General features: G+C 61.4%; 14 protein-coding genes and 2 pseudogenes. 11 read left to right on the top strand and 5 right to left on the bottom strand.

All coding sequences use genetic code 11. The features are described 5' to 3' along the window. The first annotated feature begins 126 nt into the window (after positions 1 to 126). Together AC0L2P_RS23495 and AC0L2P_RS23490 are read left to right on the top strand one after the other, a co-directional pair. The gene (locus AC0L2P_RS23495) at positions 127 to 318 is read left to right on the top strand and encodes a hypothetical protein (RefSeq protein ID WP_473504485.1); all 192 of its coding nucleotides are present in this window, start codon (positions 127 to 129) and stop codon (positions 316 to 318) included. Positions 319 to 417: 99 nt separating this feature from the next. After that, positions 418 to 861 (top strand): hypothetical protein, encoded by a 444-nt coding sequence (locus AC0L2P_RS23490; RefSeq protein WP_473504483.1) that lies wholly within the window; start codon positions 418 to 420, stop codon positions 859 to 861. Between the two features lie 469 nt (positions 862 to 1,330). Here the strand turns inward: AC0L2P_RS23490 and AC0L2P_RS23485 are convergent, their stop codons facing one another. After that, positions 1,331 to 1,630, bottom strand: a complete 300-nt coding sequence (locus AC0L2P_RS23485; protein WP_473504481.1) for a hypothetical protein — start codon at positions 1,628 to 1,630, stop codon at positions 1,331 to 1,333. Positions 1,631 to 2,527: 897 nt separating this feature from the next. Between AC0L2P_RS23485 and AC0L2P_RS23480 the strand changes: the two genes are divergently transcribed. Next, positions 2,528 to 4,207 (top strand): SulP family inorganic anion transporter, encoded by a 1,680-nt coding sequence (locus tag AC0L2P_RS23480; RefSeq protein WP_473504479.1) that lies wholly within the window; start codon positions 2,528 to 2,530, stop codon positions 4,205 to 4,207. Between the two features lie 46 nt (positions 4,208 to 4,253). Next, a pseudogene (locus AC0L2P_RS23475) lies at positions 4,254 to 4,377 on the top strand (glucoamylase family protein); the annotation flags it as partial. An 80-nt stretch (positions 4,378 to 4,457) separates the two neighbouring features. On the opposite strand, the gene AC0L2P_RS23470 reads toward AC0L2P_RS23475, so the two are convergent. Beyond that, positions 4,458 to 5,285: a universal stress protein gene (locus AC0L2P_RS23470; RefSeq protein WP_473504477.1), complete on the bottom strand. Its 828-nt coding sequence runs from the start codon at positions 5,283 to 5,285 to the stop codon at positions 4,458 to 4,460. 472 nt (positions 5,286 to 5,757) lie between these two features. Between AC0L2P_RS23470 and cax the strand changes: the two genes are divergently transcribed. From cax to AC0L2P_RS23455, 3 genes and pseudogenes are all read left to right on the top strand, one after another. Then, on the top strand, positions 5,758 to 6,843 hold the full coding sequence (cax, locus tag AC0L2P_RS23465; protein WP_473504475.1) for a calcium/proton exchanger: 1,086 nt from the start codon (positions 5,758 to 5,760) through the stop codon (positions 6,841 to 6,843). 20 nt (positions 6,844 to 6,863) lie between these two features. Then, positions 6,864 to 7,571, top strand: a complete 708-nt coding sequence (locus AC0L2P_RS23460) for a VIT family protein (protein WP_473504473.1) — start codon at positions 6,864 to 6,866, stop codon at positions 7,569 to 7,571. Further along, positions 7,568 to 7,708 (top strand): annotated as a pseudogene (locus AC0L2P_RS23455) (SulP family inorganic anion transporter); the annotation flags it as partial. The gene AC0L2P_RS23460 and the pseudogene AC0L2P_RS23455, both read left to right, overlap by 4 nt. A gap of 91 nt (positions 7,709 to 7,799) precedes the next feature. Here AC0L2P_RS23455 and AC0L2P_RS23450 read toward each other — a convergent pair. Beyond that, entirely contained in the window at positions 7,800 to 8,069 is a 270-nt protein-coding gene (locus AC0L2P_RS23450) for a hypothetical protein (protein ID WP_473504646.1), read from the bottom strand. Positions 8,070 to 8,272: 203 nt separating this feature from the next. On the opposite strand from AC0L2P_RS23450, the gene AC0L2P_RS23445 reads away from it, so the two are divergent. The 3 genes from AC0L2P_RS23445 to AC0L2P_RS23435 all read left to right on the top strand — a co-directional run bounded on the left by AC0L2P_RS23445 (position 8,273) and on the right by AC0L2P_RS23435 (position 9,150). Continuing rightward, positions 8,273 to 8,494, top strand: a complete 222-nt coding sequence (locus tag AC0L2P_RS23445; protein WP_473504472.1) for a hypothetical protein — start codon at positions 8,273 to 8,275, stop codon at positions 8,492 to 8,494. Between the two features lie 148 nt (positions 8,495 to 8,642). Further along, complete coding sequence (locus tag AC0L2P_RS23440; protein ID WP_473504470.1) at positions 8,643 to 8,855, top strand: hypothetical protein; 213 nt, start codon at positions 8,643 to 8,645, stop codon at positions 8,853 to 8,855. Between the two features lie 4 nt (positions 8,856 to 8,859). Next, positions 8,860 to 9,150 carry a hypothetical protein gene (locus AC0L2P_RS23435; protein ID WP_473504639.1) on the top strand — a complete coding sequence of 97 codons (291 nt, stop codon included), beginning with the start codon at positions 8,860 to 8,862 and terminating at the stop codon, positions 9,148 to 9,150. A gap of 137 nt (positions 9,151 to 9,287) precedes the next feature. Here the strand turns inward: AC0L2P_RS23435 and AC0L2P_RS23430 are convergent, their stop codons facing one another. Beyond that, positions 9,288 to 9,659, bottom strand: a complete 372-nt coding sequence (locus AC0L2P_RS23430; protein ID WP_473504468.1) for a hypothetical protein — start codon at positions 9,657 to 9,659, stop codon at positions 9,288 to 9,290. 664 nt (positions 9,660 to 10,323) lie between these two features. Continuing rightward, complete coding sequence (locus AC0L2P_RS23425; protein ID WP_473504466.1) at positions 10,324 to 12,960, bottom strand: SH3 domain-containing protein; 2,637 nt, start codon at positions 12,958 to 12,960, stop codon at positions 10,324 to 10,326. A gap of 469 nt (positions 12,961 to 13,429) precedes the next feature. Here AC0L2P_RS23425 and AC0L2P_RS23420 point away from each other — a divergent pair, with 469 nt between their 5' ends. Next, a complete protein-coding gene (locus AC0L2P_RS23420) occupies positions 13,430 to 14,119 on the top strand; it encodes a CBS domain-containing protein (protein ID WP_473504464.1) in 690 nt (229 codons plus the stop codon). The last annotated feature ends 362 nt before the right edge of the window (positions 14,120 to 14,481 follow it).

Below are 14,481 nucleotides of genomic sequence, written 5' to 3'. Positions count from 1 at the left end.
ACGAAACTCACTTGCGGATTGCTCTGGCTTGCCTTTGCGCCAGATCGGCGCGATGCTGCCCTTGGGAGTTGTCAAAGGAGAGATCTCCAGCAGCACACCGCTACCAGGAGGTAAGCGATGGGTCCTATGGAAAAGCCGCCTTATGTGCCGACAGAGATTCATGTCGGAACGGTCACGGACAAGATCGGCAATCTCGGAATCCTCTCAATCCAGACGACAGAAGGCCGCCTGGATGTTGGGCTCGACCGCCAGGCAGCGGAGGCGATCGTCAACGCCATTAGCGCAATTCGGAGGAAGCTTGCATCGAACCAAAGCTAGTGGCCTAGTCGTTCAACATTCTGCCGGTAAAAGCTTTCTAGTGACTTCCGCTTTTGCGGTTGGAGGGGTCATCAACTGAAACCGCTTTGGAGATTCCTGATGCACCTCGTCATAGCAGCACTGAGATGGCGGTCCAATCGTTCGAAGGCAGCACTGCTCCTGGGATCGGCACTTTTCGCCGCTAGCGCATCCGTAGCATGGGCCGATGCTCTTGAGGTTTTGCAAGGCGTCTGGGTCGGGGAACGCACCGACTGCACGAGGGTGTTCGAGAAGATCCAGGGGAAAGTCCGCTTCAAGGACCGTACCTATGCGTCCGAGCACGGTTTCATCATTACCGGCAACAAGGGAAAGGGCCCGGTTGGGGGCGCCTGCACGATCTCGCAAGTCAACGAGGAGAACGACCGCTTCTCCGCCCTATTAACCTGTGCGGACGCTGTTGTATCCCGGAACTTTTCATGGTCATTCCGCATCATCGACGCAACCCACTTTGAGCGCTTTGATGCGATGGTTGGTGCCTATAAATACAAGAAATGCGCGTTCTGACTAAAGCGTTGAACAAGCCTGCCCGACACCCACTCATGGAACCGAGTCTAGGCTCATCCGATTTGAGGGCTAGAGGAACCGAACACAGCCGTTTTGCTAAGTCAGCAGCGATGCTTGAGCGGCCTACAGTCTTCCCAGCCGGCGAACCTACCCCGTTTGCTGGTTAGGCCCGGCGGCCGGCTGTTGGTCACCCCAATAGTGGCTGTCGGGCCGCTCGAACTTGCGGTGATGGCTGAAATGCAAAAAGCCCCGCCGCTCCATTTGCGAAGCGGCGGGGCCCCCCACTCGCCCCGATGCTGACCATGCAATTGCGGTGCCAGCAGCAAATGACCCACTGTGGGACAGGCCCACGGGCGCCGTGGTTTAATCACGGAAGCCCAGGCGTCCGACTGAAGGCCAAGCCGTGATCGTGGATGATCTGGAGGCCAAGGGCTACCTGCCGAAAGGCGCAGCAGAATAGCTATGCTCGTCACCCTCGGTCAGGCGGAGTGGAGAGCGGCTCTCTGCAGCGATGAACCAAGCACTGGCCATCGCGCGTCGGCACAAACTTTACCGCTGGGATTAACGGCGAGTCGCACGCATTGCTGTACTGGCGGACGTAGAGGGCATAGGTGTTCGGGCCGGTGGTCAGCACCGCCGAGCCATGGCTCTGGATTAGCGCCTGCGTCTGTTGGCAGGTCATGGCGCGGGTGTCCGGCCTGGCCTGGGCGAGGGTTGTGAAGGCAAGCGTCACCGCTGCCGAGGTCAACGCAATCCGGCGAATGGACATGACGAGACTCCCATAATGAGCCAGTTGGTTGACAGACTCGCATGTCGCAGGGCGGCTGTGCAATGCCTGGGCAGGATCGACGGGAGGGATCTGGCGATGACGTTGTGGAAAGGTTCAGGCAGAAGACAGGCGAAGGACGAACTGCTCGGCGGGCTGTCCAAGGTGAAACAGTATCCGGCCGACCTGAGCCTGTCGCCGCCGGAGTTGAAGCGCGAGAAGCGCGACCTGGCGAAGTTCAGGCGCGAGGCTTTCCGAGCGCGAACGCTCCTGGTCGCTCGAGGCCCTCGACCCGTCGAAGCTGAGCCAGGACGAGCAGAAGGTGTACTACGGCTGGAGGAGCGAGCGCGAGGCGGCCAACCGGGGTCAAACGTCTTCAGGACGAAGGCTACGTGCAGCCGAAGAAGAAGGACTGAGCGAAGAGCTCAAGACACTCGCGGTCAAGAACGCATTCACTCCAGGCTATTCGCCGTCTGGGGAAACGGTGCTCCGCCTGTTCCAGCTTAAGGAGAAACCTTCGCCTCAAAGCGAAGACCTTGGGGTGAGCGCACCACCCAGCCAAGAGCCTTCGCCGGGGCGGGAGGTAGGCGCCATGAGTGACCCCGCCGATCCGCGCCCCACGAGAGGGCGACCATCTCAGGATCAGTCCGTTCGTCTCGATGTCGTTTCGATCCACGCTCCCGCGAGAGGGCGTCCCCGGTCGGCCAGCGCCTACCATTTTCGATCCACACCCCGCGAGAGCCCATGGTCCAGGACCCGCGATCACGGCCATCGATCCTGTCGGCGCGACTTGGAACCAGAGATTGCAGCACGTGGCGAACGTAGCTTAAAGTCGACCGGACGAGCATGTTCCTGCGGCGATCATGGCGCCAAATCAGATAAAGAGGCACTCTGGTGGTTATGCCGACGCTACCCTTCCTATCCAGTTTGAAGGAATATCGTGGCGAATGGCTCCGTCACGACCTGACTTCAGGGCTGGCTATCGCCGCAGTCGGATTGCCAAGCGCGATCGCTTATCCGGCCATAGCCGGATTGCCTCCTGAAATCGGCCTCTATGCGAGCATGGTATCGCTGGTCGGCTATGCCTTGCTGGGCTCGTCGCGGCAACTCATTGTGGGACCCGACGCGGGTACAATGACGGTTCTGGCCGCCGTGCTGCTGTCTCTCGGCGTATCGTCGGGCGATGACCGCATCGTGGTTTCGGCCGCAATCGCGGTCATTGTTAGCCTGCTCTGCTTTCTTGCGAGTGTCCTGCGCCTCGGCTTCATCGCCAACTTCCTGTCGCGCCCGGTCCTGGTCGGGTTCATGACAGGGATTTCACTTTCGATCCTCGTTGGCCAGATCGGGCGTCTTACCGGTATCAGGATCGTCAGCGACGGTTTCTTCCGGCCGCTGGTCGAACTCGCCATGAAGGCGAGCCTGATCCACTGGCCTTCGCTGATGTTGGGCTCCGCGCTTTTCGTGCTGCTCCGCCTGATGGGCGCTTGGCTTCCGGCAATACCAGCCCCGTTAGTCGCCGTGGGACTTGCTACCGCATTGTCGGCAGCTTTTGATTTTTCCGGGCTGGGAATCCGCGTTGTCGGCAATATTCCCTCGAAATTGCCGTCTCCGATGCTGCCAATCTCGCATGGCGTCTCGATCGGCGACCTGATCCTCGGCGCCGCGGCCGTGCTGATCGTGAGCTTCGGTGCGGGCATAGTGACCGCGCGCAGCTTCGGCGCGAAGAACAAATATCCGGTGGATGCCAATCGGGAGCTTCTGGGTTTCGGAGCGGCGAACCTCGCCTCTGGATTGTTCGGTGGATTTGCCGTGACTGCTTCGGATTCTCGAACCGCGATCAATGACTTGATGGGCGGCAAGACGCAGCTGGCCGGTATCGTCTCGGCCGTCGCCCTGGCGTTTACGGTTGTATTCCTGAGCGATGCGCTGTCTTTCCTGCCAACACCGGCCCTTGGTGCCGTTCTTGCTTCGGCCGCCATTGGCCTCATCGATTTGCAGACGTTGCGCGAATTGTGGCGGATCAGCCGGATCGAGTTTGTGTTTGCGCTTATCAGCATTGCTGGCGTGCTCGGCCTCGGGGTCCTGAACGGCGTCATCGTTGCCGTTGGCGCCACATTGCTGTACTTGCTCATGAAGGGCCTGCGGCCGCGCGACGCCATGCTGGGCCGCATTCCAGGACGCGAAGGTTTCTACAAGTTGCACCGGCATCGAGAAGCGAAGGCGATTCCCGGGCTGGCCATCTACCTTCTGCAGGGTAGCCTCCTTTTCTACAACGCGGACTACGTCCGGAGCAGGATCGAGGATATTCTGTCCAGACTAACCTCGGGGACAAGGTGGTTCATCTTCGATGCCAGTGCAGCGGCCCAGATCGACAGCACGGCGGCGGTCATGCTCGAGGACGTGCGTGCCCTCGCAGCGGAGCGGGGCGTGAGGTTTGGTATTGTCGAACTCCACAGCGAGCCGTTAGAGATACTCGAACGATCGGGCGTGGTGGCAAAAGTTGGCCCCGATATGATTTTCGATGATCTCGAGGACGTCGTTGGCGCATTCTCCGCGGACCTCAGCAAGCCCGCACCTTGACTTCAGACCGTGGCCGCGGCGTGGGCGATCGCCGGCTCAATGCTTGATCCTGTATCGATGGCAAGGCTATGACGAGACTTTGCTACTCTGTCCTCGGCCTCGGCTCGCCGACGCACCCGTTGCAGCGCGAGAGCTATTCCGCCTACACCGCAACCTACGAATGGAGAAATTGCGCCGAGCCCGTTTCCCTGGGTGGTGGCTATAAGCCGATCGCAATGAAAAAACGCGCCTGCCGGGGGCCGCGGTGCATTCAATGAGACACGAGAACTGGCAGTTGCAGATCTCGTAGAACGTCCTTGGTTGCCCCGCCCAATACGAAGTCGCGAACGCGCGAGTGGCCGTAGCCGCCCATCACCAACAGCCGCGCCCCTCGCTCGATTGCGTGTTCTTGAAGGCTCGCGCCGATGGGGCGATCCTTTGCGGTAATGGAGAAAGCTTCGGCGGCAAGGCCGCGTTTCCTTAGCCCATCGGCAAGGTGCTCCGCGATGTCCCGTTGTTTGAGAGATTTCTCGTCGACAACAGTCAGGACTGAAATCCGGGAGGCCTGTTCGAGAAGCGGGGCTGCGTCGGCAAGCGCGCGCGCCGCTACCCGGCTACCATCCCACGCAATCGCGATGTGATCGATCGTATCGACCGCTGCGCGGTCCGGTAGCAGAATGACGGGGCGGCCCGATCCGAAGATAACGCCTTCGGCCATGGCCCTTGCTGTTGGATTTCCCGCCTCCCATCCAAGGACGACAAGATCGAAGTAGCGCGCCTCGGCTGCTGCCGACTCACCGAGGAGGGCGACGGAAGCAGATGATCCACCAGTTGTCAGCTTGACCTCTTTTCGCGCCGCTGCCTCACGCACTCTCGCCAGCAAGTGTTCGCCGCGGCTTCGATTGATTGCCTCGGCTTCCGTGACCAGCTTAAGCACACGCTGCGAAAGGGCTTTTTTAGCCTCAGGCTTTCGCGCGTTTAGCGTCGTGACGTGCAAGTCCGCCTTGAGGTGAGCAACAACGGCGACCGCATTTCCAGCGATGGCATCGGCGTTCGCATCGGGATAGGTGACGAGCGGGAGAAAGGCTTGCTTTTTCATCCGACGGGCTCCTTCGTCCTTCGCGAATCGCGACAAAGACACCGTAGTCAATTAGGGGCGCGTTACGCAATCGAGCCCGTGAGGTGCGGCTTTCACACCCATGTTGCCCGGCAGGTCATTGTTTGGAGTTTCGGTCGGACGGGGGCACCACCTCTCAAAACGGAGCCGGGTCCCTCGTTGGGAGTCCATAAGAAACCTCCGTCGCAGAACCCAGTGAAATGATTGTCGGTGGTCGGAGGTCGAAAACGAACCGGGTCCCATCTGGAGGGAGAAAGACCGCGGCCCTGAGCCGACCTGCGCGCCAACCAGCCTCCGCCGGATTGAATCCGAACATCGGTCGGTTGTACTTACTCTGCCAGGCGGACGTGTTTTCCACAAGAAAGAGGGTTTGCTCAAGAGAAAAGAGGCCTTTCTGGAGCAGTTCGCGTTCATTGTCCGCATACAGTACGAAGAGGCGGAGCAGCGAACAGACATGAAGCGTATTTTGAGCGAGATGCGAAAGTCACGGTTACTCTGGCTCCTGGTGTTCGTTCCCGTCGTTCTGGCCGGTGAGCGCTTGTCGCCCGAGCGGCATACTCTCCTCTTCCTGCTCTCGGTTCTCGCCATCGTTCCTCTGGCAGCCCTCCTGAGCCGCGCGACGGAGTCGGTGGCTGAGCGGACCGGGGATGCGGTCGGCGGTCTTCTCAACGCCACGCTCGGCAATCTCACCGAGCTTGTTATCGCGCTAACGGCCCTGCAAGCCGGTCAGTACCTGCTGGTGAAGGCCTCGATTGCCGGTGCCATCGTCACCAACACGCTGTTCATGCTGGGGGGCTCCTTCCTGATCGGCGGCCTCAGGCACCACGAGCAGCAGTTCAACCGCGTTGGCGCCCGCTTCCAGTCGGGCCTGCTCTTTCTCGCAACCGTGGGCCTGCTCGTGCCTTCGCTCGTCTCCCAGGCGGACGGCCGGGAAGCCGTTACCCAGCCCCTCAGCCTCGGGCTCGCCGTGCTGTTGATCATCGCATACGGGCTCTCAATGGTATTTTCCTTGAGAACCCACAAAGAGGCCTTCGCCAGCGTCGGTCATGGCGAGGCCGGCGAGACGCCCTGGCCGATCGGGGCCGCCCTGGTCATTCTCGCTGCGGTGACAGTGCTCGTCGCGCTCGTCAGCGAGGTCTTCGTGTCTTCGGTGCAGCAAGCGGCCGAAACCCTCGGGATGTCGCCTGCCTTCGTCGGGTTCGTCGTCGTCGCCCTGGTCGGCGCCGCCGCCGAGATGACGTCAGCCTTCTCCGCGGCAGCCAAGGATCGGCTCGACCTCAGCGTCGGCATCGCGCTTGGCAGCGCGGCGCAGATCGCGCTCTTCGTGGCCCCTCTCCTCGTGGTCCTGAGCTACGTTGTCGGCCCGGCGCCGATGAGCCTGCAGTTCTGGCCGGGCGCCATCGTGATGATGCTGATCGCGACGATGGCAGCGGCGCTGATGACCAACGGCGGTCGCTCCGCGTGGTTCGTCGGCGTGATGATCCTGATGGTCTACGCGATCTTCGGGCTGACCCTCTTCCTGCTTCCGCCTGCTGCATGACGCCGATGGAGCACCCTCCCGTGGAAGCCGGCCTGGACGAGGCCCCGGCGACGCGCCCCGGGTCGTCCCGCGGTGTGCTCGACCCGGTGTGGCGCGCCAGCGAGATCCTGTTCGGCCTCATCATGGTCCTGACTTTCACCCTCTCCCTCACCGCAACCGAAGCCGGCCGGGCCGACGTGCGGGCCGTGCTCATCGGTATGCTGGGCTGCAATCTTGCCTGGGCGATCATCGATGCCGTCATGTATCTGATGGGCGCGAGCGGCGAGCGCCGGCTGGCCATCTCCACCGTCCAGGCGATCCGCGATGCTGAAAGCTCCGCCGTTGGAAGGGCGATCGTCGCCGACCATCTCCCGCCCGCCGTCTTGCCGGCTCTGACCGTCTCCGACCTCGAGCGAATCCGTCTCCATCTGGGCAGCCTGCCTCCCGAGAGCCTCGAGACCAGGTTCGGCCGGGAAGACTATCTCGCCGCCGTCGGCGTCTTCCTGCTCGTCTTTCTGTGCCTGTTCCCAGTGGCCGCCCCCTTCCTGCTCGTCAACGATATCGCGCTCGCCTTGAGACTTTCCAACGCCGTCGCCGTCGGCATGTTGTTCCTCACGGGCTTCACCTTCGGCCGGCAGGTCGGGAGGGCCATGGCGCACAGGCCTGCTGATGGTGACAATTGGCATTGCAATGGTTGCCGTCGCGATGGCTCTTGGCGGGTGAACTGGCCTGATCGACTTAACGAATGAAACGGGACACCATGGCCCACTTTTTCAAAGAGATCGCTCCCAATCGCCTTGACGTGGTCGCAGGCCTGACTGCCGCAGCCGTCGTCCTGCCCAAGGCGATGGCCTACGCTACGGTTGCGGGCCTGCCGGTGAGCGTCGAGGCCAAGTCGGGCGCATGGTCAAGCTGGCGTTCTTCACCCAGCTGCCGTTGCGCACGCTGGTCGACGGCATCATCCCGCCGCGCTACGTCTACGGGATCGTATCGGCGATCGCGATCAGCCCGAGCAGCTTGCCGGATCGTGCCACATGGATGACGGTGCGACCTTCGCCCTTGAGCGTTTCGGCTTTTTCGCCCAGCGCCAGAAGATCGATCTTCTGCTCGTCCATGAGGCGCCGGTTGCCGAGGAAAACCGGCGCTCGATCGAGGGCGGCACTGGCACCCTTGCCCTCGATGTTTAGGAAACCGATACCTTGGGAAAATCCGGCGAATGGACATTCGGGACTCCCATAATGAGCCATTTGGTTGACAAACTCGCATGTCGCAGGGCAGCTGTGCAATGGCGGCCTGCCTACCTGCTGCTGCGCCCAGTTCCGGTATATTAGCGACATCTTGACTAAAATGCCGCCCGCTCCAGACTCAAAAATTCATGGCGCGGGGAATTGGGATTGGAGATCTGGTGGCGATCACGGCCACCGTCCGGAGACGGGTCACTGAGGACCGCGTGAGCGTGTCCATCCCCCCTTACAATTTCCCGCATTCGATCATTGACCAGAAAGGCCAGCCGATCGAGCTTACCGGCGAGGTCACGCGGATCGATGAGGATGCCGGGAAGGTGACTGTCGATCTAGGGCCTCTGGTCACCGTCGACAGCGACAAGGTCAGGCTGGTCGAGAAGTACCGGCCGGCGAAACGCAAGAAGCCCCTGCGTGACATGGTCGATTAGTTCATCGGTGGGCGAACTTGCGTTTTGCGCGACAAAGGAGAAAGCTCCCCCGTCTTCAACGCAGGGGAGTAATTGGGATGCGTGGTCTTCGGGTGCTACTTGTCTTGGCGATTTGGTTTTGCCCGCCGCTCCTGCAGGGAGCAACTTCATGGATAAGAGCACATGCCTGCAAGGCGCTACAAGGATCATGCGTGACCTAGCCGACCACATCAATGGGGTCAGTGAACGCCTCGCTGCCTGCGTCAGCTACATTAACGATCGGGAGGTCGAGAACCACAACAGCCAGCAGGATTTGCTCCGCGAGCTGGCGGGACAGATTGCATCATTGGAGGATAGGCTCAGTGACCTTGAACGGCGCTAGCAGAATGACCCGCCAATCTTTTGCCGAAGAGCTTGAAAGCGCTGCCGATCGCATCGCCGATATGTCGCGCGCGGATCTGCAGATCATCCTGCGGCGGGCTGCATTGATACTCAGAAACGTCTCCGGCGTGCCGCTAGAGCCCGCAACGGAGGACGCTCTCAACTCCATCGCGGCCGAAATGAAAATTGGCCGGTCGGACCTCATTCAGATCGTGCTGCGCGAATGGCTGGAAACCAACGCCTATCTGCCAGTGTGCGGAATCGATGAAGAGAGCGAAACAGACGGGAGCGCGTAGGATTCAGTCTACCGCTCTCGCGTAATTACCGGATTCGCCAAGCTATTCACGGCGGCGGACCCAATCCGCCCGGCCGGCGCCATTACAGGGCAATCTAACCCCTAAGCGGCGCCGGCCTTCCCTTGTGGCGTTGCCAATCAGCAATCTTCGGTGGTCTTCTTCATTTGGCCGGGGGCGGCGGTCTTGGCGTCCGTGTCCTGCTGACCAGGTGCGGCCTCCTGCGCGCTGCCGGTCTGCTGGCCAGGAGCGCAATCCTTGGCCGAGTTCGGGTTCGTGCCGCTGGTGGTGGTGGTGTCGGTTCCCTGATCGGTTGTAGTGGTTGTGGCTCCCTGATCGGTGCTGGGCGTGGTCGTAATCGTGGTCGTGGAGGTTCCGCCCGAAGTTCCGCTCGTCGTCTGGGCAAAGGAAAGCCCGGCGGAAAGCGCCAACACGGCCGAGGCTAAAGGATTCGTTTCATACTCTTTCTCCTGTCTTAAGCGCACGACGCGCTCAGAAACCAACACGCGCACAGAAGGAATGTTCCAGTGATGGTGCTCACCCTCGGAATCTTTCTGTGTGCCAGTGGAGCCTGGCGGATCTGCGGATTACCGAGCCGCACGCCACGGGCCTTGACAGCTGCGAGCGCCTCTTTCGTGCGCTGTGAAATCATGGCGCGTTCCTGTTCGGCAACGGCTGCCTAGATGTGAAGCATGAAAGGCGATACGTCCGCGCCCAGCTCTGCGACAATGCACGGCGTCCGCTTCGCCATAAGAGCCGAGATATCCCACCTGAGAGCATACGTGAGCTTAATATCTGCACTTGCTGCAGGAAAACCGGCTCTGGCACACCAACGACTGCAAAGGCCGATGGAGATGACAGTGATCGTCATGCCTGCAGCCATGCCCTTGAACACGCCAGCCTGCTTATCCGTCAACAAGATCAACATCCCTCGCAAGCGGGCCCAAATAGTCAATCGTGCAACGAAGAACCCAACATGCGCCATAAAACACTTCGACACGAGTGGGTACAAGATCGAGTTGGTGCCCAGTTGCCCGCTCTCTGATGGCGACCACGTCCACTCTCGCCGTCTGACAGATGTTGTCAGCCACCGCTGATCGAATCCGCGAAATGCCGCCAATTTCCACCAGCGGCCAGCGCCTCGATGCCGAGCTTCGCGAAGGCTCCCCGCGAGCCTCAACGGCGGCCGCCGCCGCGACCACCGCCACCGCCGAAGCTGCGACCACCGCCACCGCTGAAGCTGCGACCACCGCCACCACCGAAGTTGCCGCCACCGTAGCTACGGTTGCCATAACTGCCGCCGGTCGGCGGGATATAATGCCGGCTCGAAATCTGCCGCTGATTGCCCCGATACCGCGCCTGTACATCCCGATTAAGATTGGACGGCAGCTGCCGGCTCGCAGTCGGGCGCTGCGTAGACGGCCGTCGCTGTCTTGTGTTCCGAGTTGGCGGGCGCTGCTGCGCCGCCGGTCGCTGGGATGTCCTCTCCTGTGCGCGGTCACGAACCGCGGCGCCAGCGCCCGCTCCGCCGACCCCTGCAAGTGCCTCCGCGCCCACACGCTGCTGGAGCCGGTCGCGCGCCTCGGGCGAGAGACCCCGAAGCCCTTCGCCCGCCGGCAGCAGCTCGCCGCGCTCGGGCGGCTTCACGTCCTGCCAACCGCCGTCGAACACCTGCCAGCCGTCGCCGGTGTTCCGGTAGACCTGACCGTTTCGGCCAGCATACATGTCCCCGCGCCGTCCCTCATGGACGAACCCCTGGCCGGCGGAGGTCTTCCAGCGCAGCGTCGAGGTGCCGCCGGCACCGGTGCGCGCGGTTATCCGCGCCCACTCGGATCCGCTTTTGACCCCAGCCGATTTCCACGCCCCATAGACGTTACGTCCACCTGCTACGTAGCCGGCCTTGTCCGTGCGCGGATTGGCCGCCGCGACGAATCCGGCCGAGCCCTGCGGACCCCAGACTGCCCCGGCGCGGCCATAGGTGCCGGTGCTCGGGTTCCAACTCCGCACGCCTGCAATGCCGCGATACGGGCCATAGGCATAGCCGTAGCGACCGTATACCCCTCGGATCGGGTTGTAGTAGGCGCCGATGCCCCAGGTTACGGGGCGCGGGTAGTAGATCGGGTAATCGTAGTCAGGCGAGTCGTACCAATATGGGGGATAGTACCAACCGGTCCCATAGACACAGGAGTCCCAGGCCAGGAAGCAGTTCAGGTAGCCCATCGTATAGCGGTACCAGACAGCGTCCGGCTCGGTGTCGTGAACGCGGACATAGGTGACATTGTACAAGGGCGAAGAGGGCGGAATTTCGTAAATCTCCTCCGCGACCTCGGTGGCCAGTTGCCACGGACCTTCCGGGCTGTCGCCCACGAACCAGACCCCATCCTGAAGCACGAAATATTGCGAACCGACTTTGATTACGGTCTCGGTGGTGTTTGTCGCATAGGCGAGATCGGTCCCCTCGATGGGCGCGAACTGCGCCTTGCCCGCATAGGCAACCGTCGGTGTGATCGATCCCTTCTCTACGCGAGCCGTGGTCGGGATGCTTGCCCTGAGCCGCGCCTCCACGCTTTCCGAGGTTCCCGGAACGGACGCCCTGACTGCGTAATAGGGCGCATCCTGGGGAATGTTCAGGAAATCGGCAGGGAGCTCCGGCGTCGCGAAGGTCCACGGCCCTTTCAGGTCTGGAGAGCGGAACCAGCGGCCGGACAGAAGCACGTACCATTGCTTCCCGGCTTTGTCGAAGAAGACGTCCGTCTCGGTGTTCGATGCCCACTGCAGCGAGGTGGCGGGAACTTCCACGAGCGCCCGCTCGCCCACGAACAGGATCAACTCAGAAGGCTGATTGGTGGTGACAATCGTCGGCGCTCCCCCCTGCGGATACGGCTCGGGCGGTAAGGCAGCGCGCGCATCGTCCCAGTTGCCGTCCTTTGGCAAGTCTTTCAGCAGCGGCGGCAGATCGGTGACCGGCCTCCACGGGCCGTCGACTGCCTTTGCAGTCAGCCAGTGCCTGTCGTCTCGCAGGAACAGTGCGCCGCCTTCGTCGACCCGGAAGAGGTCCCAGTTCGTATTGACCAGGAAGGAGAGCCCGGTCTTCCCCTTCACCGGGGCAAAGATGGGGGCCCCGTCGGTCTGGAGGAGGAGCGCCGGGATCGTTGACAGGAATATCCGCGGCGGATCCGCCTTGAGCCCTGGCACATCGGTCATGCGCTTCTGCTCGGTCAGGCTTGCCGTCACGCGGGATTCCGGGACGGTGATCGGGCCGGTCGGCAACAGCTTTCCGGTGTCGACCGACAGCGCCGTCAACTCATCGCGGCTCAGGCTCGAGAAGTCCAGGCTCGATATGGTGATGTTGGTAATAACAATCTCATCGGCGTCCTCGTCGTAGGACGTGTCGCCCTTGAGGCCGATGACGCCGAAAACTGGCTGGGCATCCGGCGTCTTCACGTACTCGGCCGCGACCAACGCCTCGATCGTCTTGAAATCTGTCCAGTCGGTGAACTGCGGCTGATATAGAACCATGCGGCCCTTGCCCGTTTCATAGACGCGCGGCCAGGCTTCCGGGTCGTCTGTCTCCTTCAGGTATTGGCCGCTGGCGAATCCCTTTTTTCCCTCCACCGTGACGGCGCACCAGGTGCCCGCGTCATCGCAGTCGCCAATGTCGATGCTGGTGCCAACGGGGAGTGTTCGCATGGCTGAGTAACTCGTCCCAGGCCCCGAACGGAAGTTCACGTTGGTCGTGGTTACACCTGGTGCTGCGATCGCCACGGCAGCGACAGTGGTCCATATAAGTGCGAAAACGACAACTTTGCGCATGAAGTTTCCTCCCGCAGCCCTTGTCAGGCTGCCTCCCAAGCACCCTCAGATCGATCCGCCTCGACTTAGCCTCACTTCACTGCATTCCACAGTAAGTATATCTTCCGGCGAAACTCACGCGCCCCCAACCTCTGCTTGCACCGTGTTCCAACCTATAATTTGCAACGGCGGAACACAAACGGCTTTGTACTTTCAAGAAATCTTCCTTACATATGCCAGCTAGCGTCGGCCATGCGGTCGCCGGCCGGCTCGCGCACAACCAGCCCTAGCAATGCCTGCCCTTGCGTGATCCTGTCACGATAGACTTGGCGCATGATGGCCCACAACTCTCCCGTGGGCAACCGCGGGATGGGAATCCGGCACCCTGACCCGAGCAGCTTGTTGACTGTTGTCGGATGAAGACAACGGGCTTACGCTTGTTGATGCTGGGTAATCTGACGGTGCTAAGCGAACCAGAGCAGGAGCCGAGATGAATACCAACGATGTCATGACCAAAAACGTTGTCACGGTTTCGCCTGATCACGGCGTCAGGCACGCAGCGACTATCATGCTCGCCAATCGTGTGAGCGGGCTTCCGGTGACCGATGACGAAGGCCGGCTGGTCGGTCTCATCAGCGAAGGTGATCTCTTGCGCCGAGTAGAACTCGGACTTGGGGCTATTGCCAGTTCGGCCGAGCTGGCTCATTCGGTCAAGGAACGCGCTCGTGCCTATGTCAAGTCCAATGCGTGGAAGGTCGCCGATGTGATGAGTTGCGATCTGGTCGTCGTGGACGAAGAGACCCCGCTGGCCCGAGTGGCCTTCTTGATGGCACAGCATCGGATCAAACGCATACCTGTCATGCGAGGCAGCGCACTGGTCGGCATCGTGAGCCGCGCTGATTTGCTCCATGCGATAAGCGGTGCCAAGCCGGATGAAACGGCTGCCGGGGACAAAGCGATCCGCCGCAGCATAATAACCCGCCTCAATGAGCAAACCTGCCTCGAAGGAAAGGCTGTGACCGTGACCGTGACCGACGGCCTGGTTCATCTTTGGGGAAACGTCGATACGGATGACTGCCGGAATGCCGCACGCGTCGTTGCGGAAAGCGTGCGCGGTGTGAGGGGTGTCGTCCAACACTTTCCACAAGAAGAGCCGGACAGTCACCGCGACGGAGGGTAAAAAAACTTTCTATGCGGCGTACACCGCGACCTACGAATGGTCGGCGACCGGGCCGGTTTTCTGATGACCGTCGCGACCTCGGTCCTGTCTACGACGAGGCCCAGGAGCCGCGCCTTCCCAAGGATCGCCGCCACGCCGGCAGCGGGGAGCTTTTGCCGCATAGCGAGTTGCAACATCTCGTCAAGCTCTTGGATGAAACAACCCTTCATTCGATCAAGGCCGCAAGCTAAGGACGCAGGCACAACGCCAGAATGAAGGCGGCGGCGAGCAGCATGGCGACTAGTTCCCAGTTAATCCGATAGATCATCGATCGTCTGCCGACATATCCGCGCCATTGCCTGGACAACCGCCAAGGCTGCCAT

The sequence above is a fragment of the Mesorhizobium sp. WSM4836 genome (genome assembly GCF_055811815.1).
Note: the sequence above shows the minus strand (reverse complement) of the source record. Positions and strands in the feature narration are given on the sequence as shown.

Excerpts from the sequence above, each read along its gene's own strand:
- AC0L2P_RS23480 (WP_473504479.1), top strand. The coding sequence starts at position 2,528 with ATGCCGACGCTACCCTTCCTATCCAGTTTGAAGGAATATCGTGGCGAA.
- AC0L2P_RS23495 (WP_473504485.1), top strand. The coding sequence starts at position 127 with ATGGAAAAGCCGCCTTATGTGCCGACAGAGATTCATGTCGGAACGGTC.
- AC0L2P_RS23420 (WP_473504464.1), top strand. The coding sequence starts at position 13,430 with ATGAATACCAACGATGTCATGACCAAAAACGTTGTCACGGTTTCGCCT.
- AC0L2P_RS23470 (WP_473504477.1), bottom strand. The coding sequence starts at position 5,285 with ATGAAAAAGCAAGCCTTTCTCCCGCTCGTCACCTATCCCGATGCGAAC.
- AC0L2P_RS23440 (WP_473504470.1), top strand. The coding sequence starts at position 8,643 with ATGGATAAGAGCACATGCCTGCAAGGCGCTACAAGGATCATGCGTGAC.
- AC0L2P_RS23435 (WP_473504639.1), top strand. The coding sequence starts at position 8,860 with ATGACCCGCCAATCTTTTGCCGAAGAGCTTGAAAGCGCTGCCGATCGC.
- AC0L2P_RS23490 (WP_473504483.1), top strand. The coding sequence starts at position 418 with ATGCACCTCGTCATAGCAGCACTGAGATGGCGGTCCAATCGTTCGAAG.
- AC0L2P_RS23450 (WP_473504646.1), bottom strand. The coding sequence starts at position 8,069 with ATGGCTCATTATGGGAGTCCCGAATGTCCATTCGCCGGATTTTCCCAA.
- cax (WP_473504475.1), top strand. The coding sequence starts at position 5,758 with ATGAAGCGTATTTTGAGCGAGATGCGAAAGTCACGGTTACTCTGGCTC.
- AC0L2P_RS23485 (WP_473504481.1), bottom strand. The coding sequence starts at position 1,630 with ATGTCCATTCGCCGGATTGCGTTGACCTCGGCAGCGGTGACGCTTGCC.
- AC0L2P_RS23425 (WP_473504466.1), bottom strand. The coding sequence starts at position 12,960 with ATGCGCAAAGTTGTCGTTTTCGCACTTATATGGACCACTGTCGCTGCC.